Below are 21,926 nucleotides of genomic sequence, written 5' to 3'. Positions count from 1 at the left end.
GGATAGCGATGAAGAAAGGACGCGTTAGCCAGGTATTAGGACCAGTTGTCGACGTACGTTTTGAAGACGGTCACTTACCTGAAATATATAATGCGATTAAAATTTCACAGCCGGCTGGAAGTGAAAACGAAGTAGGTATTGATTTAACGCTTGAGGTCGCTCTTCATTTAGGCGATGACACAGTCCGTACAATCGCAATGGCATCTACGGATGGTGTTCAGCGCGGAATGGAAGCTGTCGATATGGGAGCGCCGATTTCAGTTCCGGTTGGTAATGTGACACTGGGCCGTGTATTTAACGTACTCGGAGAAAATATTGATTTAAATGAGCCGGTTCCTGCAGATGCGAAGAAGGACCCGATTCACAGACAGGCTCCTTCATTTGATCAGCTTTCAACAGAAGTTGAAATCCTTGAAACAGGAATTAAAGTTGTTGACTTGCTTGCTCCATATATCAAGGGCGGTAAGATCGGATTGTTCGGCGGTGCCGGTGTAGGTAAAACCGTATTAATCCAGGAATTGATCAACAACATCGCGCAAGAGCACGGCGGTATCTCTGTATTCGCCGGCGTAGGAGAGCGTACTCGTGAAGGGAACGACCTTTTCTACGAGATGAGCGACTCTGGCGTAATCAACAAAACAGCCATGGTATTCGGACAAATGAACGAGCCGCCGGGCGCACGTATGCGTGTTGCACTGACAGGTCTTACAATGGCTGAGCATTTCCGTGATGAGCAAGGACAGGACGTACTGTTCTTCATCGATAACATCTTCCGTTTCACACAAGCGGGTTCAGAGGTTTCTGCCCTTCTCGGCCGTATGCCTTCTGCGGTTGGTTATCAGCCGACGCTTGCAACTGAAATGGGTCAGCTTCAAGAGCGTATCACGTCTACAAACGTTGGATCCGTTACATCTATCCAGGCGATCTACGTGCCTGCCGATGACTACACTGACCCGGCGCCGGCAACGACGTTCGCTCACTTGGATGCGACAACAAACCTTGAGCGTAAGTTAACTGAGATGGGTATCTACCCTGCGGTTGATCCGTTGGCTTCTACATCACGCGCCCTCGCTCCAGAAATTGTCGGAGAAGAGCATTATGCGGTAGCCCGTGAAGTTCAATCAACGCTTCAGCGATACAAAGAGCTTCAGGATATCATTGCGATTCTCGGTATGGATGAATTGAGTGACGAAGATAAACTTGTCGTTCAACGCGCACGCCGCATTCAGTTCTTCCTTTCTCAAAACTTCCACGTGGCTGAACAGTTCACTGGACAAAAAGGTTCTTACGTGCCTGTAAAAGAAACGGTTCAAGGTTTCAAAGAAATCTTAGCCGGCAAATACGACCATCTTCCTGAAGATGCGTTCCGTCTTGTAGGCCGTATCGAAGAAGTTATTGAGAAAGCAAAAGAAATGGGTGTAGAAGTTTAAACTGGTCCTAGGAGGGTAAAAGCATGAAGACCGTTCAAGTCAATATCGTTACTCCCGACGGCCCAGTATACGATGCGAATATCGAAATGGTGAGTGTGAGAGCCGAAAGCGGCGATCTCGGTATTTTGCCAGGTCATATTCCAACCGTGGCTCCTCTTAAAATCGGCGCTGTTCGTCTGAAAAAAGACGGACAGACTGAATTGGTTGCCGTCAGCGGCGGATTTATAGAAGTACGTCCTGATCAGGTGACCATCCTTGCCCAAACTGCTGAGACAGCGGAAGGCATCGATAAAGAGCGCGCTGAAGCTGCACGTCAGCGGGCGCAGGAGCGTTTGAATTCTCAATCAGATGATACTGACATTCGTCGGGCTGAGCTTGCATTACAGCGGGCTTTGAACAGATTGGATGTAGCAGGGAAATAATAAAAAAATCCTTCTCATTAAGAGAAGGATTTTTTTATGACTGCACAAGAGAATCAAACAGTGACAGCAGCGGCTGACTCTCTTTTTGACGCAAGTATAAACGGTCACAGCAATTCACGGTATGCCATGATTTACGGTGCCTTCTAAAGCCCATTGTATAAGCCCCGTCTGTATACGGATAAGGCTTTACGATCCATTCGGCATCTTCGTGATGGGCAATCACACAATCTATAAGATAAACACTGATCATCTTCTCGAATTCTTCAATAGGAAGATTCCAATCAGCAAGCAAAAGCTCTTGTATGCTTTGAAAATAAAGATGTTCAAGTTCTTCGAGGCTTTCTCTCGTTTGGGTGAGAGAAATGTTATAAAACTGACACAATTCATTCAGTTCTTCAATCTGTGACTGTCTATAATCATAATAGAATGCAATTGCTTCCCATTCCTGCTCAAATACAGGCAAGTCCTCACCATATTGCTTTTCAGGCTGAAAAAATGAATGATTCATAATTGCCAGCTCCTTTCCAAAAAAGTATACCATGCAAAAGAGCCGCTGTTTAAGCGGGGATTAGCCCTAGTTTTGGATGAATATTCCGTTCTGTATAAAATGTATCATCTTTATCTCTTCTTCTTATATAATAAGAAAGGGTATAAAGCGGAGAATGGATGAAAGGAGTGCGTATAGATGAGTGTATTGGGACAGCAGGCTGCAATTGGCATTATCGTTCACTTGATTTTTATCGCGGTCACTTGGTGGGCGCTGCAAGCCGTCAATATTGATCCGTTAATCAGAAAAGGCAAAGTCCTGCAGGCAAGACTTCTAATGATTTTGCTGACCATTGCAATCGGAACGACTGTCGGAAACTTCTTTTTGGATTACCTTAATTATTCACAGCAGCTTCCCTATTTATTTTGATAGGTTATGATTGCCGAAAACATGGGAATGGCTGGGGAAGCGGGTTAAATCGCTTCCTGTAATCACGCGAGTTTTGACGAAGAATTCCACGTATGGCACCCCTTGCCTCCGGTAAAACTGGAGATTAGGGGGAGAGATCATAATGAAGAAAAAACAAGTAAGCTATGCTATTATAGTATCTGTTGTATTAAGTTTCGTCATTGCTGTTTTCCATACGATTCATGCGAGTGAGTTAACGCCATTAGCACAAATTGCAGAGGGAATGGAACGCCAGAATGTGTCAATTGATAAGTGGACTTTGCATGCAAAACAAAATATGTCTCTGACCGAAAAAGAATTTTATCAAAAAGTGCAACGTTTAAAATCAGAGTATCGTCAATATAATTGGGCACTTGCACAGGAAGACCAAATAGTAAAGGCCATTGGCACGTATACTGACAAAAAAAATCATACTTCTTTTAAACTGCAGCTTGTCACAACCCTCAAAAAACACAACCCAACTTCGTATTTATTATATGAGCAAATGAGTCTTGAGACACCGATTAGCTGGAATGATACATATGAACAGTTTGAACGGCAGGCACTCGGGATATTCCAAGAAAAAGTAGTTATTTTTACTTGTCTAAATGGTCATTTAGATGATAATATGGATATTGTTTTGCAAAAAAAAGCAAATCAGTTATTAAATGAATTTCAAGCAAGATCTGTTGAACATGTAGTTGAGCCAAGTTTCGTTTCTATTTCTGCGTATACAGATGAGTGGAAAGAGTCTATCATGACCTCAGAACATAAAATGAATTTGCAAATTGCACTTAGAAGTGCAGGAATGGGCGGAAAACATATCGTTACGGTTGGCACACCAATCGTTACGACTGAATATTAATATAGAGAATTTAGGGACGCGGAGGGGAATACCTTGGAAAAAATCATCGTCCGCGGCGGTCAAAAGTTAAACGGCACAGTCAAAGTTGAAGGCGCTAAAAATGCCGTTTTACCAGTTATCGCTGCATCTTTATTAGCAAGTGAAGAAAAAAGCGTAATTTGTGATGTACCTACGCTCTCCGATGTATATACAATTAATGAAGTGTTGCGTCATTTAGGAGCAGATGTGCATTTTGAGAATAATGAAGTCACTGTAAATGCTTCATACGCTTTGCAAACTGAAGCACCTTTTGAATATGTGCGTAAAATGCGTGCATCTGTGCTTGTCATGGGGCCGCTTCTTGCGCGTACAGGTCATGCAAGAGTAGCGCTTCCAGGCGGATGTGCAATTGGATCTAGACCAATAGACCAGCATTTAAAAGGCTTTGAAGCAATGGGCGCAGAAATTAAAGTCGGTAATGGCTTCATTGAAGCTGAAGTAAAAGGCCGTCTGCAAGGCGCAAAAATCTATCTGGATTTCCCAAGTGTGGGAGCAACAGAAAACCTGATTATGGCAGCTGCTTTAGCTGAAGGAACAACAACGCTTGAGAACGTGGCGAAAGAGCCTGAAATCGTTGATTTAGCAAACTATATCAACGGCATGGGCGGAAAAATCCGCGGAGCGGGCACCGGCACCATTAAAATTGAAGGAGTCGACAAGCTTCACGGCGTAAGACACCATATTATACCTGACCGTATTGAAGCGGGCACATTCATGGTTGCCGCTGCAATCACTGAAGGAAATGTTTTAGTTAAAGGAGCGGTTCCTGAACACCTCACTTCTTTAATCGCAAAAATGGAAGAGATGGGTGTTACGATTAAGGATGAAGGAGAAGGCCTTCGTGTGATCGGTCCGAAAGAACTGAAACCGATCGACATTAAAACAATGCCTCACCCTGGATTCCCGACTGATATGCAGTCACAAATGATGGCGCTTCTGCTTCGTGCAAGCGGCACAAGCATGATTACGGAAACTGTTTTTGAAAACCGTTTTATGCATGCGGAAGAATTCCGCCGTATGAATGGTGATATCAAGATTGAAGGTCGTTCTGTGATTATTAACGGCCCTGTACAGCTTCAAGGAGCTGAAGTTGCAGCTACTGACTTGCGTGCAGGCGCAGCGTTGATTCTTGCGGGGTTAGTGGCTGAAGGTCATACACGTGTTACTGAACTGAAACACTTAGACCGCGGTTATGTTGATTTCCATCAGAAGCTTGCCGGTCTTGGCGCAGACATCGAACGTGTAAACGATGAGTCTGCTTCTGAGCAAGAAAGCAAAGAAGTTGTCTCAGACTTAAACGCATAAAGGATTGAAAATCAGTATGTCATTCTGGCATACTGGTTTTTTATTTTTAGTGTATTATCATCATTATGCGCAAAATAGCAAAAAAGAATACGTAAATGACAAATAAAGTTTCTGTCCAAAAGGAGAGTCATATTAGCTTGTCCCTGCCCATAGACTAGACTAGAGTCGAATCCCGAGCAGGAGGCAGCTGAATATGAAACAATTCGCAATCACACTATCCGTACTATGTGCATTGATTCTCTTGGTCCCCACACTCTTAGTGATCCCGTTTCAGCATAATAAAGAAGCTGGGGCCAGAGGAGAATCAGGAAAGACAGCAGTCAACACGATACAAGAATCAAAAGGAGCGGAAACATTGAAAGCATCGCCTGTTTCTATTCCAGTCTATCGAACCGCCAATCAATCCGTAGAAGATATTCCGCTTGAAGAGTATGTCATCGGAGTCGTCGCCTCCGAAATGCCGGCTACCTTTGAACCTGAAGCGCTGAAGGCTCAGGCTCTCGCCGCAAGAACGTTTATTGTCAGACTAATGGTCTCAAATTCTGCAGTAGAGGCCCCTAAAGGCTCGCTGGTGGATGATACTCAGATGTTCCAGGTGTACAAAAGCAAAGCGGAGCTGAAGAAACAGTGGGGCGCAGATTATGAAGCAAATCTGAAAAAAATCACAGATGCGGTTGCCAGTACGCAAGGAAAAATCTTAACGTACAACAACCAGCCGATTGAAGCCTCCTTTTTCTCTACAAGCAACGGCTATACAGAAAATGCGGAAGCATATTGGACAAGTGCCATTCCTTATTTAAAAAGCGTCAAAAGCTCTTGGGATAAAAAGTCTCCGAAGTATAAGGCCACCAGAACCTTTACAGTGGCGCAATTTGAACAAAAGCTTGGCGTCCAGCTGAATGGGTCAAATACAATCGGAAAAATTACCGGAGAGACACCGGGCCATCAGGTGGCAACAGCCGTCATTAACGGCAAGACGCTGAAAGGAAGGGACATACGCGAAAAGCTTGGCCTCAATTCAGCTGATTTTGAATGGAAACGAAACGGAGACACCATTACCATCACCACAAAAGGCTTTGGCCACGGTGTGGGAATGAGCCAGTATGGAGCCAATTTTATGGCGAAAGAGGGCAAAACAGTTGATGAGATTGTGAAGTACTATTATCAAGGAACACAGGTTTCAACCGCCGATTCGTTTTTAAATAAATATATGGCGAAGAAATAAAAAGACGCTTCATAAAGCGTCTTTTTTGCCGTTTTTAAGCGTATATTCTGTTCCTTAGTCTATTTTTATGTAAGAGCGGTTAAAGACCTTCTAAAGGCCGCCTGCGTATTTTACAGCCTATATGATGATGAGGGAATCAGTTCCTTTTTCGTATTTGCTGACACTGAGATTGTGGTAAAGTAATCCACATTGATCGACAGACTTCGACAGACTCATATAACGAAAGGCGAAAGGCGGACAATCATGATTTTTCATCCTGCTGTTAGGCGGAAATCACTAATAAAAACAAAGGTTTCTATGCAAAAGTAAACAGCGGCAATGGGGAAGCCCGCCCTATTTATTTCTCTGTTTTTGTCGATTACGATTAGTTATGTTCAGCGTTGAACATCTGCACGCAGAAACAAACTTGAAAAGGGGCACGAACATGAAGAAAAGATTTTCACTGATCATGATGACAGGATTGCTATTTGGACTGACGTCACCTGCTTTTGCTGCTGAAAAAACAGAACCGAAGGCTGAAGCTCCGGCAAACGTGGCGGTTTTGCTAGATGCTAGCGGAAGCATGGCGAAAAGAATAGACGGTGTATCTAAATTTAATTCAGCCAAAAAAGAAATTTCAAAGTTTGCAAGCTCACTGCCTGCGGACACTCAAGTGAAAATGAGTGTGTTTGGTTCAGAAGGAAACAATAAGAATTCCGGAAAAGTTCAATCATGCGAAGCCATTCGCAACGTATACGGCTTCCAAAGCTTTAACGAACAGAGCTTCCTCAATTCTCTTAACACAATCGGGCCGACTGGCTGGACACCGATCGCAAAAGCGCTGAACGAGGCAAAATCTTCTTTCAATCAGCTTGATGCAAAAGGAGAAAAAGTCGTTTACCTGCTAACAGACGGGGAGGAAACATGCGGCGGCAACCCGATCAAAACAGCAAAAGAACTTCATAAAGACAACATCACAGTAAATGTCATTGGATTTGACTATAAAGAAGGGTATAAAGGCCAGCTGAACGCAATTGCTAAAGTCGGCGGCGGAGAATATTTCCCTGCTTATACGCAAAAAGATGTTGAGAAAATTTTCACTCAGCAATCACTGATGTTATCTAAATAAGAAAAAAGAGGCTGAAAGGTCAGCCTCTTTTTTGTTTTTAACAAAACGTTCAAAAGTAAGCAGCTGCCGGCCTGTAGCATAGTAGCAGATTTCAGCTTTTCTCTCCTGATCACGGAGAAGAAAGAATGAATGCTGTCACATTCTTTCTATATTTTTTGGGCGGAAATGGCTAAAAAGTATTGAGGTTTCCAGCGATTTTGAATAGAGAGCGAAAGGGAGATAAAAGGCAGCTTGCCCTATATCATTTTGTGGTTTCATATTCTAGCATAAAGAAGTATCCAACAAATGGTTGGAAAATATGATAAAGAAAGGAAGTTGAACATGAAAAAATTACTGACTGCCGGTATTATTGGACTGTTGACTGTCTCCATTGCGTCACCGTCTTTTGCCGCTGAGAAAAAAGCCGACACAAATGTAGCTGTCCTGTTTGATGGAAGCGGAAGTATGGTTCAAAAAACAGGAGGAGAACGAAAAATAGACATTGCCAAAAAATCTGTAAAGTCTTTTGCCGAGCTGCTTCCTGAGGATACAAATCTGATGCTTCGCGTCTTTGGGCATGCGGGAAACAATAAACTTTCCGGAAAGGCTCTTTCATGCAGCACAACAGAAACGATTTACGGCCTCCATCCATATGAAGGAACGCTCTTTGACCATTCATTAAGCGGCGTCAAACCGACCGGCTGGACGCCAATTGCCAAAGCGCTTTCAGATACCAGAAAAGAATTTGAAGCGTTTGATGCAGACGGGAAAAACGTGGTGTATTTAATCACTGACGGTGAAGAAACATGCGGCGGAAATCCTGCTGATGAAATTGAAAAGCTTCGTGAAGCGAATGTAGATACGATTGTAAATATCATCGGCTTCAACTTTGATGTGAAAGGGAACGCGGAAATGAAACAGGCGGCTGTTGCTGGCGGCGGAGAATATATTTCAGCTGACAGCGCGGAAGAATTTGAGCAGGCCTGGGAAAAAGAAGCACAAAAATTTACTGAGTAACCGAATGAAAAGGCGCTCCCCCAGGCGCCTTTTTCTATTGGTTTAAAAACAGGGCCGGCGGGAATGATACCCGTAAAAGGGGTGGAAAACATGAGATTGTTAGGACTGATATTCCTTATAGCCGCCGTGGCCTTTATATTGCTCGGTGTTTTTCTGAAACTGGCAGCTTTCTTTTTTGTCAGCATGCTCACTTTGATCGCAGCTCTTGTGCTGTTTATGATCCTGAAAAAGAATCAGCATAACCAAACGTAGAGTCCTTTAGAATGGGCTCTTTTTTTTATAACAGGATTCGACAAAATCTGAGGAGTGTGAAAAAATATAAAGGCAGGAACATTGCGGAGGGGAAGAGACATTGAACGATAAAGTAACTGCGGTCAGGGAGATATGGCGTTATGAACAAGGGGAAATGAGCAGGCAAACCGACCGGATGGTGACAGAATATCCGTTGACGGTGATGGTGAACGGCAGTGAGTTTGTCACGCTCGTTTGCACGCCGGAGCATATCAAAGAGCTCGTCATCGGATTTCTCGCATCTGAGGGCGTTATTCGATTTCAAAAAGAGATTAAAAGGTTTACAATAGATGAAAGTCTCGGTTTTGTGTATGTCGATCTCATTCATCCTGAGACATTGGATCAACAGGAATATACAAAACGGGTAATCGGCTCGTGCTGCGGAAAGGGCCGCCATTTTTATTTTCAGCAGGATGTCAAAACCGCCAAGACGGCTGTCAGCCAAATGAAGATTTCGCCTGAATCTTGTCTGGCGCTCATGAAAGACATGCAAAAAGGGAGCGGGACATTTCTGGAGACGGGAGGCGTGCATAATGCGGCGCTTTGCGATACGGAGAAAGTGCTTTTGATGCGCACAGATATCGGCCGTCACAACGCGCTTGATAAATTATACGGACATTGTCTGCTGAATGGGATGTCCGTCCGCGATAAACTGATTGTCTTCAGCGGAAGAATCTCATCAGAAGTGCTGTTAAAAGCGGCAAAAATCGGCGTGTCGATTGTGATTTCAAAATCGGCCCCGACAGAGCTTGCGATTCAAATGGCAGAAGAATTAAATATTACAGCGATCGGTTTTGTGAGAGACGGATCTTTTAATGTGTATACACATCCCGAGAGAATTGAGGGACAGGAGGGGCTGCAGCAATGAATACAGAATCTCGCCAGATGTTAGATAAAAGGAACAGACCGCTCAGAGACCTTCGCATTTCTGTTACAGACCGCTGCAACTTCCGATGCACGTACTGTATGCCAGCCGAGTTATTCGGCCCGGATTATCCTTTTTTAAAGAAAGAGGAGCTGCTTTCATTTGAGGAATTGGAACGGCTTGCGACGCTGTTTGTCACCAGGTTCGGAGTGGAGAAAATCCGCTTGACCGGCGGAGAGCCGCTCATGAGAAAGGACATGCCCGAATTAATCAAAAAATTGGCCCGCATTCCGGGTCTCCGTGATATTGCGATGACGACAAACGGGTCGCTGCTGCCTGTTTATGCCGAGAAGCTCAAAGAAGCCGGCTTGAAACGGGTGACCATCAGCCTTGATTCATTAGAGGACGAGCGCTTTAAAATGATCAACGGGCGAGGGGTTTCTGTCAGCAAGGTGCTTGAAGGCATTGAAGCGGCGAAACAAGCAGGGCTCGGCGTTAAAATCAACATGGTCGTCCAAAGGGGCGTCAATGAAAAAGATATCCTGCCTATGGCGCGGTATTTTAAAGAAAAAGGGCATATCTTGAGATTCATCGAATTTATGGACGTCGGCAACACCAACCAATGGGAAAAGAAAGACGTCATGACAAAGGCGGAAATCATTGATGTAATCAATGAACACATGCCTGTTGAGCCGATCGCGCCTAACTATAAAGGGGAAGTTGCTTCAAGGTTTCGCTACTTGGACGGATCTGGCGAAATCGGCGTGATTTCTTCTGTATCTGATGCGTTCTGCGGCTCGTGTAACAGGGCCCGCCTGTCTGCGCGCGGTGAGTTGTTTACTTGCCTGTTTGCTTCAAGCGGATATGACCTCAGAGCGCCGGTTCGGCAGGGATTAAGTGATGGCGAGCTGACAGCGATGATCGGCACAGTGTGGAAGAATCGGATAGACCAATATTCAGTTGACCGGACTCTTTCAAAAACTGCGGGCAAAAAGAAAGTGGAAATGTCTTATATTGGCGGTTAATATGATAAAAGCTTATCGGCTAAGTCCGGTAAGCTTTTTTGTGTAAAAAACTGTAATGCGAAAAAAGTGCAAAAAATCCAATCAGAAACCGAAAAATATAAGGATAGGCAAAAAGAAGGAATCACTGGAAGAAATTTTAATTCCAAAGCCATACAATATGATAAAATATAACCACTAGTTCATAGAAAGGGTTGGAGAGGCATGGCCGCTTACGAGATCCCGTCATCTCAAGTAGGAGTAAAAATCAATCAGTGGTATAAGCACATTTTAGCATTTCAAGTGGCTGATGCCGTTCAGCTGAAGGAAGAGATTGATCATGATATAGAACATATGGAAGAGGATCAGCTGCTTTTGTTGTACTATCAGCTGATCAGCTACCGTCATCAAATTATGCTTGATTATGTAAAGCCCGACCTGCACGAGGAATCTCAGCTCCAATATCGCGAATTGATCGAGAGGCTGGAAAGCAGCAAGGACAGCATCTCGGGATTATCTGAGTATTATTTTCATTTGTTCAGAGGGATGTATGAATTTGAACAGAACAATTATATCTCAGCCATATCTTTCTATCGGAAAGCTGAGAAAATGCTTGCGTTTGTAGAGGATGATATTGAAAGAGCGGAATTTCATTTTAAAGTAGCGGAAGTATTTTATATTATGAAGCAGACCCACTTTTCCATGAATCATGCGATACAGGCGCTTGAGACCTACAAGGCTCATGATTTTTACAGGGTCAGAAGAATTCAATGTCATTTTGTCATATCAGGGAACTATATAGACTACAGAAATTATGAAAAAGCGCTCGAGCATCTCGATGACGCTTATCGTTTGGCTTTACTGGAAGGACAGCCCCGCTTGATCGGATCAGCCCTCTACAACATGGGGAACTGTTATGATGAAAAAGGAGAACTGGACCAGGCGGCTGCATACTTTGAAAAAGCGCTTCCTGTCTTTGAGGAACACCAGCTGGAGCAGCTCCCGAAAGCGCTGTTCAGCTTAACGCGTGTACTCTTCAAAAAACAGGCTGAACAGGCGGCTATGCATTATTATGAAAAAGGGATTGCCATCGCCCGAAAACGAAACGACAGCTTCAGTCTGGAAAAATATAAATTTCTGCAGGCTCTATATGTGGAATCCGTTAATATGGATATGATACAAGAGGTATTTGATTATATGGAAGCCAAGTCCCTGTATGTGTATATTGAGGAATTTGCTCTGGATGCGGCTGCATATTCCAGCCTTCATGAAAACTATAAAGATGCGGTGTTTTTCTATGAAAAAGCGGTCAGCATGAGAGCGCTGATCCTGAAGGAAGACTGTTTATATCAAGTGTAAGACGAAACCATCTGATGCCGGATGGTTTTTTTATACAAAAAAAGGGGAGCATCGGGACGTTTATTTCCGTGGAGAACAGGAAAAATCGCTACATACTGTTTTTGAACACAAACGAATGGAAAGCCGCGATTTTGTGAAACAGAGAAATGGCGGAGTGCATATGTGTTGTTGTTTATGACAAGCGTGAGGGGGAATTCAATGTTTGGATTTGATGATATGGTGAAGTTTCTATGGTCTTTCCTCATCGTTCTGCCGCTTGTATCTATTATACATGTTGCCGGGCACAGCTTTATGGCTTTTGTTTTTGGCGGGAAGGGTTCATTGGATATCGGGATGGGCAAAAAACTGTTTAAGATTGGGCCGATACAGGTCAGAACCATTTATTTTATGGATTCGTTTTGCCGGTACGGTGAGCTGAAGATCGACAACCGATTCTCACACGCACTTGTTTATGCCGGAGGCTGCCTGTTTAACTTAATAACCATTTTCGCAGTGAATTTGCTCATTATACACAGTGTATTGGAGCCGAATGTGTTTTTCTATCAGTTTGTCTACTTTTCTACGTATTATGTGTTTTTTGCCCTGCTGCCGGTCCGTTACTCAGAAAATAAATCATCTGACGGGCTGGCGCTCTACAAGGTGCTCCGTTACGGAGAGCGTTATGAAATCGATAAATAATATTCAAATGTTTACTGTTGCTCAGATCGGGAAAGTAACAAGTACACACTTAAATGAAGGGAGAGAATGACACATGGGTAACGATAGTGTAAAAGATAAAATGAAAGGCGGCTTAAATAAAGCCAAGGGAGAAGTGAAGGATAAAGTCGGAGATATGACTGACAAAACGGACATGCAGGCTGAAGGCAAAAAAGATAAGGCAAAAGGCGAGGTCCAAAAGGGTATCGGTGAAGCGAAGGATAAATTCACAGATAAAGATTAATCAGATCGGCAAGGCAAGAAACTTTGTTTCTTGCCTTTTTTTATGTGAATAAATATAACAAAAAAGACAATCGATTTAGTTAAAGTATCTAAATTTTTTAAATATTCTTTAAAGTAATGCGCCTGTTCTATATAATAAATGACATAAGTTGTTAACTTTTGTAACATCAGTTGGCGGAATCAAAAAAAGGAGGTTCTGAATGAAAAGCAAAGGGGTTAGAATACAGGCTGTCTTTCTGATGTTTCTTATTACGATTCTGATCACGGGATGTACGGCGCCGAAGAAAGTGTCGGAAGCCAGCGGAGATGCGAAAAAAACAGTTGATATTGACACAAGCGGGGATTCAGTGAAGGTTGGGATTCTTCACTCATTAAGCGGGACAATGGCAATCAGCGAGGTATCCGTCCGTGATGCAGAGCTGCTGGCTATTCACGAAATCAACCAAAAAGGCGGCGTTCTCGGCAAAAAGCTTGAACCCGTCGTGGAGGACGGGGCTTCTGACTGGCCTACATATGCCGAAAAAATGAGAAAGCTGCTTCAGCAGGACAAAGCGGCGGCTGTATTCGGAGGATGGACATCAGCGAGCCGCAAAGCGATGCTCCCGGTTGTGGAGCAAAATAACGGGCTGCTGTTCTATCCGGTGCAATACGAAGGCATGGAGTCATCTCCTCATATTTTTTATACCGGAGCAACGACGAATCAGCAAATCGTGCCGGCTGTCGATTGGCTGCTGAAGAATAAAGGCAAGACATTCTTTCTGATCGGCTCGGATTATGTGTTCCCGAGAACAGCCAATAAAATCATTAAAGCACAAGTGAAAGCTGCTGGGGGAGAAGTTGCCGGTGAAGAGTATACGCCGCTCGGCCACACGAATTACAGTACGCTGGTCAGCAAAATCAAAGAAAAGCAGCCGGATGTGATTTTTAACACATTAAACGGCGACAGCAACGTGGCATTTTTCAAACAGCTGAAAGATGCGGGCGTGACAGCTGATGATATTCCTGTCATGTCGGCGAGTGTCGCAGAGGAAGAAATTCGGGGGATCGGGACAGATGCACTAAAAGGGCATTATGCGGTGTGGAATTACTTCCAAACAACAAATACAGCAGAAAATCAGACATTCGTGAAGAATTATAAAAAGCAGAACGGAGATAAGAGGGTGACCAGTGATCCGATTGAAGCCGGCTATAATGCGGTGTATCTCTGGGCGGCAGCCGTTGAAAAAGCCAAGTCCTTTGAGATCGATAAAGTGAAGAAAGCGGCTGACGGGATTACATTTAAGGCCCCGGGCGGCACAGTGAAAATCGATGGGGATACACAGCATCTTTACAAAACAGTTAGAATCGGGCAAATCACGGGGGATGGACAGTTTAAAGAAGTATGGAACTCAGGTGATCCGGTAAAACCTGATCCGTATTTAAAAACGTACGACTGGGCAAAGGGGTTATCTAAATAAATCAAAGCCATTTGCGGGAGAGGAGGCGGAACATGTCTGTTGTCGTGACTCAATTATTTAACGGGATCAGTCTCGGTTCTATTTTGATTCTCATTGCGATTGGATTGGCCGTTACATTCGGTTTGATGAACATTATGAATATGGCGCACGGTGAGCTGATGATGGCGGGAGCCTACACGACATATGTTATTCAGCAGCTGTTTTTAAGCTATTTGCCGGCTTCTCTCTTTTCCTATTACTTTTTTATTGCGGTCATCATGTCGTTTACAGTTGCGGCATTGCTTGGCATTGTCATTGAAAAAGTGATTATCAGGCGATTATATGACCGTCCGCTCGACAGCCTTTTGGCAACATGGGGGGTAAGCTTGATCCTTCAGCAGGCGGCCAGATCGATTTTTGGCGCGCCGAATGTCGCTGTTCAGTCTCCTGAGTGGCTGTCGGGAGGAGTGACGCTGTTTTCGGTCACCTTTCCATATAAAAGGCTGTTTATTTTGGCGCTTGTTCTTTTTACGCTTGCGCTGCTGGGATTCTATTTGTTTAAAACTCCGGCGGGGCGGAGGATGCAGGCTGTTACACTGAACCGGAGTATGGCATCCTGTCTTGGTGTATCTGTGAGAAAAACAGATACATTGGCTTTTGCGCTCGGAAGCGGGCTGGCCGGTATTGCGGGGAGCTCACTCACATTGCTCGGGTCAATCGGGCCTACTCTCGGTTCGTCTTATCTGGTCGATGCTTTTATGATCGTCATTTTAGGCGGGATCGGAAAATTAAAAGGAACGATTATCGGAGCTGTGATGGTCGGATTACTCAGCACATTTGTAGAGTATTCGACAAGCGCTACCATAGCTAAGATTGTGGTGTTTGCGTTTATTATTCTCTTTCTGCAATGGCGGCCTTCGGGTCTTGCAAGCGTCAGAACGAGATTACTTGATTAGGGGGGCGCCGGATGAAGCGGTTTTCGCAATTCAGTCCGTATGTTGTGATGTTTGCCCTTTTTATCGCTGCTCCGTTCTTTCTTCAGGAGTTTCGATTGGGGCTGTTGGCGAAGTTTTTATGCTTTGCGATTGTGGCGGTCGGCATTTGCCTGATTTGGGGATATACAGGCATTTTGAGCTTGGGGCACGGCGTCTTTTTCGGATTGGGCGCCTACTGCATGGCGATGTATTTAAAAATAGAAGCCTCACCGTCCGGCATTCCTGATTTTATGGAGTGGGCGGGTGTCAGCGAACTGCCGTGGATCTGGGCTTTGTTCAGGCACCCTTTCGCTGCAATTGCGGCGGCTGTCGCTGTGCCTGTGCTACTGGCGTTTCTGCTCGGCTATTTTACGTTTCGCAACAATATAAAGGGAGTTTATTTCTCTTTGATATCACAGGCTGTCGTCGTTGTGGCGGTCACACTGTTCATCGGGAGCCAGGAAATCACCGGCGGCACCAATGGACTTACCAGCTTCTATACGATTTTTCAATATTCTCTGGCTGATCCTGCCTTGAAGCAGATCCTGTATTTTGCCACAGTCTTTTTTCTCGGCCTTACTGTTGTGTTCGCTTTGTTTCTTACGAGAAGCCGCTTTGGCCGGCTTTTGCAGGCGGTTCGCGACGGAGAGAACAGGGTGCGCTTTTTCGGTTATCATTCCACCGTTTTTAAAGTGTTTATTTACTGTGTGTCCGCTGCGATGGCGGGAATTGCCGGGATGCTGTTTGTGCTTCAGGACGGGATGATCTCGCCGGAAATGATGGGCATCATCCCTTCAGTGGAAATGGTGCTGTGGGTGGCGATCGGCGGCAGGCACTCCATTTTCGGAGCTGTGCTGGGCGCGCTGTTAACGAACGGCATGAAAAGCTATTTAAGCGAATATTATCCTGACATTTGGCTGTATTTCCTCGGTGCGCTGTTTATGATCGTCGTGCTTTACTTGCCAAGAGGGATTGTCGGACTGTTTGAAAAGCTTGGAACCCAGCTTTCCTTCTCTAAAAAGAAAGGAGTGGCTGCATATGAAACCGATACTTATCTGCCGTGACGTGAAGGTTCAGTTTGACGGGTTTTGGGCGCTGCAGGGGGCAGATATCAGTGTGCAGGAACGTGATATTCACTTTTTGATTGGGCCGAATGGCGCCGGGAAAACAACCATGCTGGATATCATTTGCGGGAAAACAAAGCCGCATTCGGGCGAGATTGTGTTTCAGGAAACGGCTGAACTGACAAAGGTTCCGGAATATCAGATCGCCAAAATGGGCGTCGCCAGAAAGTTTCAGGCTCCGAATGTCTTTTCGCAGCTGACCGTGTTTGAAAATATAGAGCTTGCCATGAAGCAGAAAAAAACGATTCTCTCTCTGCTGATGGCTCGTATGACAAGAGAGCAGCGTGGCAGGGTGACAGACATCCTGAAGCTGATCGGATTAGAAGAGAAGCGGGATGCAGAAGCCGGCAGCCTGTCACACGGGCAGAAACAATGGCTCGAAATCGGCATGCAGCTCGCCATGGAGCCGAAGCTTTTGCTGCTGGATGAACCGATCGCCGGTATGACAGGAAAAGAGCGTGATAAAACCGGGGCTCTCCTTGAGGAGATTGCCAAAACGTGTTCCGTTTTAATTGTGGAGCACGATATGGAATTTGTCCGCTCGTTTTCCAAAAAAGTCACGGTGATGCATGAAGGGAGAGTGCTTTGTGAAGGATCGATGGATGAGATTACAAGCAATGAAGAGGTGGCAGCGGTGTATCTAGGAAGGAGCGGGGCGTCATGATAGCGGTCAGTAATGTGACATCCGGTTACGATCAATCCATGGTTTTGCATAACCTCAGCATGGAGGTCCGCCCCGGGCAGATCGTCGCTGTATTAGGCCGAAACGGAGTCGGCAAATCCACTTTGCTGAAAACGATCATCGGCCTGATCCCGGCCAAACAGGGGCAGATCCGTTTTCATCAAACGTTTGTTCAAAACGAAAAGACGGAAAAACGGGCAAGAGCTGGAATTGCGTACGTGCCCCAAGGAAGAGACATCTTCCCCGCTTTAACCGTTCGCGACAATCTTTTGCTCGGAGAAGAACCGCTTCCTAAGAAGGAGCGGAGAGGGCGGATCAAGGAAGAGATTTTTCAGTGGTTTCCTGTTTTGAAGGATATGCTCGACCGGAAAGGCGGCGATTTAAGCGGAGGACAGCAGCAGCAGCTTGCGATTGCCAGAGCGCTGATGGGGAATCCGAAAATTATTTTACTTGATGAACCAATGGAAGGAATTCAGCCCTCAATTATCGAACTAATCAGACAAGTTATCGTAGAAATTTCCAGAAAAAAAGACATTTCTGTTGTTTTAGTCGAGCACAGTCTGGAAAACGCGTTAACATGTGCTGACTACCTTTATGTGATCGACAGGGGAACGGTTGTCGACCATGGAAAGGCCGATGAAGAAACGGCTCGCCGTTTTGAAAGGCATCTCACCGTATGATCAGCATCGTGAGAAAGGGAGGTGATGGCCCGCCTGCATGTTCCGCAAATTCGCAGTAACCGCATCCGCTTTATACGACAAAAGAAGGAGGACCTAAGATGAAACTGACACCGGTTGAACAAGAGAAATTGCTCATTTTTGCAGCGGGGGAATTAGCCAAACAGCGAAAGGCGCGCGGCGTTCTGCTGAACTATCCCGAGGCTGCCGCTTATCTCACCTGTTTTATCATGGAAGGCGCGCGTGATGGAAAGGGAGTGGCGGAGCTGATGGAAGCCGGCCGCCATGTATTGACTGAAAAAGATGTCATGGAGGGCGTGCTTGAGATGCTGGACAGCATTCAGGTGGAAGCTACATTCCCTGACGGAGTGAAGCTTGTCACAGTACACCAGCCGATTTCTACGGAGGTGAAGTCATGAAGCCGGGAGCATTTCAGATTGCTGAGGGGACCATTACGATTAACGAAGGCCGCCAGACACGGGAGATAGCGGTGAAAAACACCGGATCACGTTCCATTCAGGTCGGTTCACATTTTCATTTTGCAGAAGCCAATGGCGCGCTATCGTTTGACCGCGAACAAGCCATCGGCATGCGTATCGACATTCCGTCAGGCACATCGGTCCGTTTTGAGCCAGGTGAGGAGAAAACGGTCACGCTTGTTGAATTCAGCGGACGAAAAACAGTAAGAGGACTGAACGGAATGGCCGATACGTATATCGATGAACGCGGGAAAGAAAAAACGTTAGCCAACTTAAAGAAAGCCGGCTGGATGGAGGGTGTGATTCGATGAAAATGTCACGGGAGCAATACGCGGAGCTGTTTGGTCCGACAACGGGCGATAAAATCAGATTGGGCGATACGGACTTATGGATCGAAGTTGAAAAGGACTTCACTGTTTATGGTGAAGAAATGATCTTTGGAGGCGGAAAAACGATCCGTGACGGCATGGGCCAAAACGGCAGCATCACAGGAAAAGACGGCGCTTTGGATTTGGTGATCACCAACGTCGTGTTATTGGATTACACAGGCATTGTTAAAGCGGATGTCGGTGTAAAGGACGGCCGGATCGTGGGTGTCGGAAAAAGCGGCAACCCCGATATCATGGACGGGGTCGATCCGCATATGGTCATTGGTGCGGGTACAGAGGTGATCTCCGGTGAAGGCAAAATTTTAACGGCTGGAGGAGTGGATACGCACATTCACTTTATTTGTCCTCAGCAGATGGAAGTTGCGCTTTCTTCAGGAGTCACGACTCTTCTTGGAGGCGGAACGGGACCTGCTACAGGAAGCAAAGCGACAACATGTACGTCAGGTGCATGGTATATGACAAGGATGCTGGAAGCGGCTGAGGAATTTCCGATCAATGTCGGCTTCTTAGGAAAAGGGAATGCATCTGATAAAGCGCCGCTGATCGAACAGGTGGAAGCCGGCGCCATCGGCCTGAAGCTTCATGAAGACTGGGGCACGACGCCAAGCGCTATCAAAACGTGTATGGAAGTTGTGGACGAAGCCGATATTCAAGTCGCAATCCATACGGATACGATCAATGAAGCGGGCTTTCTGGAAAACACGCTTGACGCAATCGGAGACCGGGTGATTCATACATATCACATTGAAGGAGCAGGCGGGGGCCACGCTCCGGATATTATGAAGCTCGCCTCTTACGCGAACATTCTGCCGTCATCCACAACGCCGACAATTCCTTACACCGTCAATACGATGGATGAGCACCTTGACATGATGATGGTCTGTCACCATTTAGATGCTAAGGTGCCCGAGGACGTGGCGTTCAGCCATTCCAGAATCAGGGCTGCGACGATTGCGGCAGAGGACATTCTCCATGATATCGGCGCGATCAGCATGACATCATCGGATTCCCAAGCGATGGGACGTGTTGGCGAAGTCATTATCCGCACTTGGCAGGTGGCTGACAAAATGAAAAAACAGCGCGGCGCTCTCATTGGAGAAAACGGAAACGATAACGTACGTGCGAAACGCTACATTGCCAAATATACAATTAATCCGGCAATTACTCACGGCCTCAGCCATGAAGTCGGTTCTGTAGAAAAAGGAAAGCTCGCTGACCTTGTCCTGTGGGATCCTGTATTTTTCGGCGTGAAACCGGAATTGGTCTTAAAGGGAGGCATGATAGCACGCGCGCAAATGGGGGATCCCAACGCGTCTATCCCGACTCCGGAACCGGTATTCATGCGCCAAATGTATGCTTCCTATGGTAAAGCCAACCGCTCAACTTCCATCACATTTATGTCCCAGGCGGGCATTGAAAGCGGTGTGGCGGAAAGGTTAGGGCTGGAAAAAAGAATTTCTCCTGTGAAAAACATCCGCAAGCTGAGCAAGCTGGATATGAAATTAAACGCTGCTTTGCCGAAGATTGAAGTCGATCCGAAAACGTATCAGGTCTTTGCAGACGGAGAAGAATTGTCCTGTCAGCCTGTCGATTATGTTCCGCTGGGACAGCGATATTTCTTATTCTGACAAGACACGGCCGGAGTGCATCCGGCCGTTTTATTGACTAAACGGATGCGCAAGGAGCGCAAATTTAGTGTATATTATATGTTGACAAACGAATTTAATGTAACTATTATAGTTACAACGGTGGTGAAAAAACATGATTAACAGCCGTCTTGCTGTCGCCATTCATATTTTATCTCTCATTTCGATGGATGAAAAAGCGTCTTCGGAAATCATCGCTGACAGTGTCAACACCAACCCGGTTGTTGTAAGAAGGATGATCAGCCTGCTGAAAAAGGGCAATATTCTCACATCACGCGCCGGGGTGCCGGGCGCGAGCCTCAAAAAAGATCCGGCTGATATTTCTCTTTTAGAAGTATATCGGGCTGTTCAAAACCAAGAGGAACTATTTGCGGTTCATGAAAACCCGAACCCGAAGTGTCCGGTAGGCAAAAAAATTCAGTGCGCGCTGGATGAGACATTTGAAAGTGTGCAAAAAGCGATGGAAAATGAGCTGGCAAGCAAGTCATTAAAAGATGTAATGAATCATCTCTTTTGATCAAAAGGGATGACTTCTCACCACTAACATGTAACTGAAATTGTTACAAATAAGGAGGAAATCAAAAATGAAAATAGGAATTATCGGTGCAAGCGGAAAAGCGGGAAGCCAGATTTTGAAAGAAGCGAAAACAAGAGGCCATGAAGTGACTGCCATCGTTCGGACCGCTTCAAAAGTACAGGAACAGGACATAGCGATTTTGGAGAAAGATGTGTTTGAACTGGCTGCAGAAGACATTAAGCCTTTCGACGTGGTCGTAAACGCATTTGGAGCAGCACCTGGCCAGGAACATCTTCATGTTGAAGCAGGCAGAGCCCTAATCAGCATCTTAAAGGATGCAAAAAACACAAGATTGCTTGTCGTCGGCGGAGCAGGAAGCCTGTTTGTTGATGAAGCCAAAACAACACGTTTAATGGATACACCGGAATTCCCGAAAGAATATCTTCCGACTGCATCAAATCAAGGAGAGAACCTGAAAGACCTGCAAAAGGCAGACTCTATTTCCTGGACGTTCCTCAGCCCGGCGGCGTTTTTTGATCCGGCAGGAAAGCGGACGGGATCTTACCAAAAAGGAAAAGACAATGTGATCGTAAACGCAAATGGCGACAGTTATATCAGCTATGCCGATTATGCGATTGCTGTTTTGGATGAGCTTGAACATCCGTCACACAAAAATGAACGCTTTACAGTAGTAAGCGAAGCGGAATAACAAGAAAAAACCCGGAGGATGCTCCGGGTTTTTCTGATTAATAGGTGCTGTACGTATCATAATCGCTGAATATGCCGTCGGCAATTCCAAGCATTAGAAAGATGAAGAATGCGATGATCGCCAGAATCGATACAGCGATGCTCACGATTAAATAAATCCCTTGCATCTTTACAAATTTCGCATAGTTCTCCAGCATTAAATCCTCAGATTGCCCGCTATGTTTTTCAGCCATTAAGCCTGCTTCTTTTGCTGACCGCATCAAAAAGATGCCTGAAATGATTTGCAGTACGCCCGGCACTGCGCCGATAAGAAAAACGAACGCGCCTGAAAGCGCAGTAAAAGCGCCCATAATAATAAATAAGATGCCTGTTGCTTTTCCCCATTTTGAAATACTGATGAGGGTTTTGTTGACCGTTTCCGGATTCATTGACACGGATCCCCTTTACAAAAAAATACTCACTTTTCTTTTATACACTATTTGTGAGAAGTTTTGTATACAGAAATAAAAATAGTG

General features: G+C 45.4%; 26 protein-coding genes. 24 read left to right on the top strand and 2 right to left on the bottom strand.

Annotated features, from left to right (window positions below):
- Nucleotides 1-8: 8 nt before the first annotated feature.
- Together atpD and LNN34_RS18935 are read left to right on the top strand one after the other, a co-directional pair.
- Nucleotides 9-1,430, top strand: coding sequence for a F0F1 ATP synthase subunit beta (gene atpD / locus LNN34_RS18940; RefSeq protein ID WP_024123162.1), 1,422 nt, complete (start codon nucleotides 9-11; stop codon nucleotides 1,428-1,430).
- Nucleotides 1,431-1,453: 23 nt separating this feature from the next.
- On the top strand, nucleotides 1,454-1,852 hold the full coding sequence (locus tag LNN34_RS18935; RefSeq protein ID WP_010332228.1) for a F0F1 ATP synthase subunit epsilon: 399 nt from the start codon (nucleotides 1,454-1,456) through the stop codon (nucleotides 1,850-1,852).
- Between the two features lie 34 nt (nucleotides 1,853-1,886).
- Here the strand turns inward: LNN34_RS18935 and LNN34_RS18930 are convergent, their stop codons facing one another.
- The gene (locus LNN34_RS18930; RefSeq protein WP_044159725.1) at nucleotides 1,887-2,360 is read right to left on the bottom strand and encodes a hypothetical protein; all 474 of its coding nucleotides are present in this window, start codon (nucleotides 2,358-2,360) and stop codon (nucleotides 1,887-1,889) included.
- A gap of 177 nt (nucleotides 2,361-2,537) precedes the next feature.
- On the opposite strand from LNN34_RS18930, the gene LNN34_RS18925 reads away from it, so the two are divergent.
- The 22 genes from LNN34_RS18925 (at nucleotide 2,538) to LNN34_RS18820 (ending at nucleotide 21,412) form a co-directional block, all read left to right on the top strand.
- Nucleotides 2,538-2,768: a DUF1146 family protein gene (locus LNN34_RS18925; protein WP_024123158.1), complete on the top strand. Its 231-nt coding sequence runs from the start codon at nucleotides 2,538-2,540 to the stop codon at nucleotides 2,766-2,768.
- Nucleotides 2,769-2,910: 142 nt separating this feature from the next.
- A complete protein-coding gene (locus tag LNN34_RS18920; protein ID WP_024123157.1) occupies nucleotides 2,911-3,651 on the top strand; it encodes a YwmB family TATA-box binding protein in 741 nt (246 codons plus the stop codon).
- Between the two features lie 33 nt (nucleotides 3,652-3,684).
- On the top strand, nucleotides 3,685-4,995 hold the full coding sequence (gene murA / locus LNN34_RS18915; protein ID WP_024123156.1) for a UDP-N-acetylglucosamine 1-carboxyvinyltransferase: 1,311 nt from the start codon (nucleotides 3,685-3,687) through the stop codon (nucleotides 4,993-4,995).
- 193 nt (nucleotides 4,996-5,188) lie between these two features.
- Nucleotides 5,189-6,220: a stage II sporulation protein D gene (gene spoIID / locus LNN34_RS18910; RefSeq protein WP_229044180.1), complete on the top strand. Its 1,032-nt coding sequence runs from the start codon at nucleotides 5,189-5,191 to the stop codon at nucleotides 6,218-6,220.
- 424 nt (nucleotides 6,221-6,644) lie between these two features.
- Complete coding sequence (locus tag LNN34_RS18905) at nucleotides 6,645-7,328, top strand: vWA domain-containing protein (RefSeq protein ID WP_229044179.1); 684 nt, start codon at nucleotides 6,645-6,647, stop codon at nucleotides 7,326-7,328.
- Nucleotides 7,329-7,649: 321 nt separating this feature from the next.
- Nucleotides 7,650-8,324, top strand: coding sequence for a vWA domain-containing protein (locus LNN34_RS18900; RefSeq protein WP_229044178.1), 675 nt, complete (start codon nucleotides 7,650-7,652; stop codon nucleotides 8,322-8,324).
- 90 nt (nucleotides 8,325-8,414) lie between these two features.
- Entirely contained in the window at nucleotides 8,415-8,576 is a 162-nt protein-coding gene (locus LNN34_RS18895) for a hypothetical protein (RefSeq protein ID WP_044159716.1), read from the top strand.
- Nucleotides 8,577-8,676: 100 nt separating this feature from the next.
- Entirely contained in the window at nucleotides 8,677-9,483 is an 807-nt protein-coding gene (gene fdhD, locus LNN34_RS18890; protein WP_229044177.1) for a formate dehydrogenase accessory sulfurtransferase FdhD, read from the top strand.
- Complete coding sequence (moaA, locus tag LNN34_RS18885; RefSeq protein WP_059292355.1) at nucleotides 9,480-10,505, top strand: GTP 3',8-cyclase MoaA; 1,026 nt, start codon at nucleotides 9,480-9,482, stop codon at nucleotides 10,503-10,505. The genes fdhD and moaA overlap by 4 nt, the downstream gene beginning before the upstream one ends.
- Nucleotides 10,506-10,706: 201 nt before the next feature.
- Entirely contained in the window at nucleotides 10,707-11,840 is a 1,134-nt protein-coding gene (locus tag LNN34_RS18880) for a tetratricopeptide repeat protein (RefSeq protein ID WP_059353697.1), read from the top strand.
- 198 nt (nucleotides 11,841-12,038) lie between these two features.
- Nucleotides 12,039-12,518 carry a hypothetical protein gene (locus LNN34_RS18875; protein WP_024123147.1) on the top strand — a complete coding sequence of 160 codons (480 nt, stop codon included), beginning with the start codon at nucleotides 12,039-12,041 and terminating at the stop codon, nucleotides 12,516-12,518.
- Nucleotides 12,519-12,591: 73 nt separating this feature from the next.
- On the top strand, nucleotides 12,592-12,780 hold the full coding sequence (locus LNN34_RS18870; protein WP_024123146.1) for a CsbD family protein: 189 nt from the start codon (nucleotides 12,592-12,594) through the stop codon (nucleotides 12,778-12,780).
- Between the two features lie 199 nt (nucleotides 12,781-12,979).
- A complete protein-coding gene (gene urtA, locus LNN34_RS18865) occupies nucleotides 12,980-14,236 on the top strand; it encodes an urea ABC transporter substrate-binding protein (RefSeq protein WP_229044174.1) in 1,257 nt (418 codons plus the stop codon).
- A 32-nt stretch (nucleotides 14,237-14,268) separates the two neighbouring features.
- On the top strand, nucleotides 14,269-15,171 hold the full coding sequence (urtB, locus tag LNN34_RS18860; protein WP_199397853.1) for an urea ABC transporter permease subunit UrtB: 903 nt from the start codon (nucleotides 14,269-14,271) through the stop codon (nucleotides 15,169-15,171).
- Nucleotides 15,172-15,182: 11 nt separating this feature from the next.
- Nucleotides 15,183-16,253: an urea ABC transporter permease subunit UrtC gene (urtC, locus tag LNN34_RS18855; RefSeq protein ID WP_229044171.1), complete on the top strand. Its 1,071-nt coding sequence runs from the start codon at nucleotides 15,183-15,185 to the stop codon at nucleotides 16,251-16,253.
- Nucleotides 16,228-16,977 carry an urea ABC transporter ATP-binding protein UrtD gene (gene urtD / locus LNN34_RS18850; protein ID WP_229044169.1) on the top strand — a complete coding sequence of 250 codons (750 nt, stop codon included), beginning with the start codon at nucleotides 16,228-16,230 and terminating at the stop codon, nucleotides 16,975-16,977. Before urtC ends, urtD begins: the two co-directional genes overlap by 26 nt.
- Nucleotides 16,974-17,675: an urea ABC transporter ATP-binding subunit UrtE gene (gene urtE, locus LNN34_RS18845; protein WP_229044167.1), complete on the top strand. Its 702-nt coding sequence runs from the start codon at nucleotides 16,974-16,976 to the stop codon at nucleotides 17,673-17,675. The genes urtD and urtE overlap by 4 nt, the downstream gene beginning before the upstream one ends.
- Before the next feature lie 98 nt (nucleotides 17,676-17,773).
- The gene (gene ureA, locus LNN34_RS18840; protein ID WP_099043776.1) at nucleotides 17,774-18,091 is read left to right on the top strand and encodes an urease subunit gamma; all 318 of its coding nucleotides are present in this window, start codon (nucleotides 17,774-17,776) and stop codon (nucleotides 18,089-18,091) included.
- Entirely contained in the window at nucleotides 18,088-18,462 is a 375-nt protein-coding gene (gene ureB, locus LNN34_RS18835; protein WP_024123139.1) for an urease subunit beta, read from the top strand. Before ureA ends, ureB begins: the two co-directional genes overlap by 4 nt.
- Complete coding sequence (gene ureC, locus LNN34_RS18830; RefSeq protein WP_229044165.1) at nucleotides 18,459-20,168, top strand: urease subunit alpha; 1,710 nt, start codon at nucleotides 18,459-18,461, stop codon at nucleotides 20,166-20,168. Before ureB ends, ureC begins: the two co-directional genes overlap by 4 nt.
- Before the next feature lie 133 nt (nucleotides 20,169-20,301).
- Nucleotides 20,302-20,703: an Rrf2 family transcriptional regulator gene (locus LNN34_RS18825; RefSeq protein WP_106295298.1), complete on the top strand. Its 402-nt coding sequence runs from the start codon at nucleotides 20,302-20,304 to the stop codon at nucleotides 20,701-20,703.
- Between the two features lie 67 nt (nucleotides 20,704-20,770).
- Nucleotides 20,771-21,412, top strand: a complete 642-nt coding sequence (locus LNN34_RS18820) for an NAD(P)-dependent oxidoreductase (protein WP_229044163.1) — start codon at nucleotides 20,771-20,773, stop codon at nucleotides 21,410-21,412.
- 37 nt (nucleotides 21,413-21,449) lie between these two features.
- Here LNN34_RS18820 and LNN34_RS18815 read toward each other — a convergent pair whose 3' ends face one another.
- Nucleotides 21,450-21,839, bottom strand: coding sequence for a DUF5362 family protein (locus LNN34_RS18815; RefSeq protein ID WP_044159693.1), 390 nt, complete (start codon nucleotides 21,837-21,839; stop codon nucleotides 21,450-21,452).
- Between the last annotated feature and the right edge of the window lie 87 nt (nucleotides 21,840-21,926).

Source organism: Bacillus sp. AF23 (genome assembly GCF_020861455.1).
In the GTDB taxonomy this organism is placed as follows: domain Bacteria; phylum Bacillota; class Bacilli; order Bacillales; family Bacillaceae; genus Bacillus; species Bacillus halotolerans.
The sequence above is the reverse complement of the archived record's forward strand: the minus strand, read 5'-3'. Positions and strand labels throughout refer to the sequence as shown.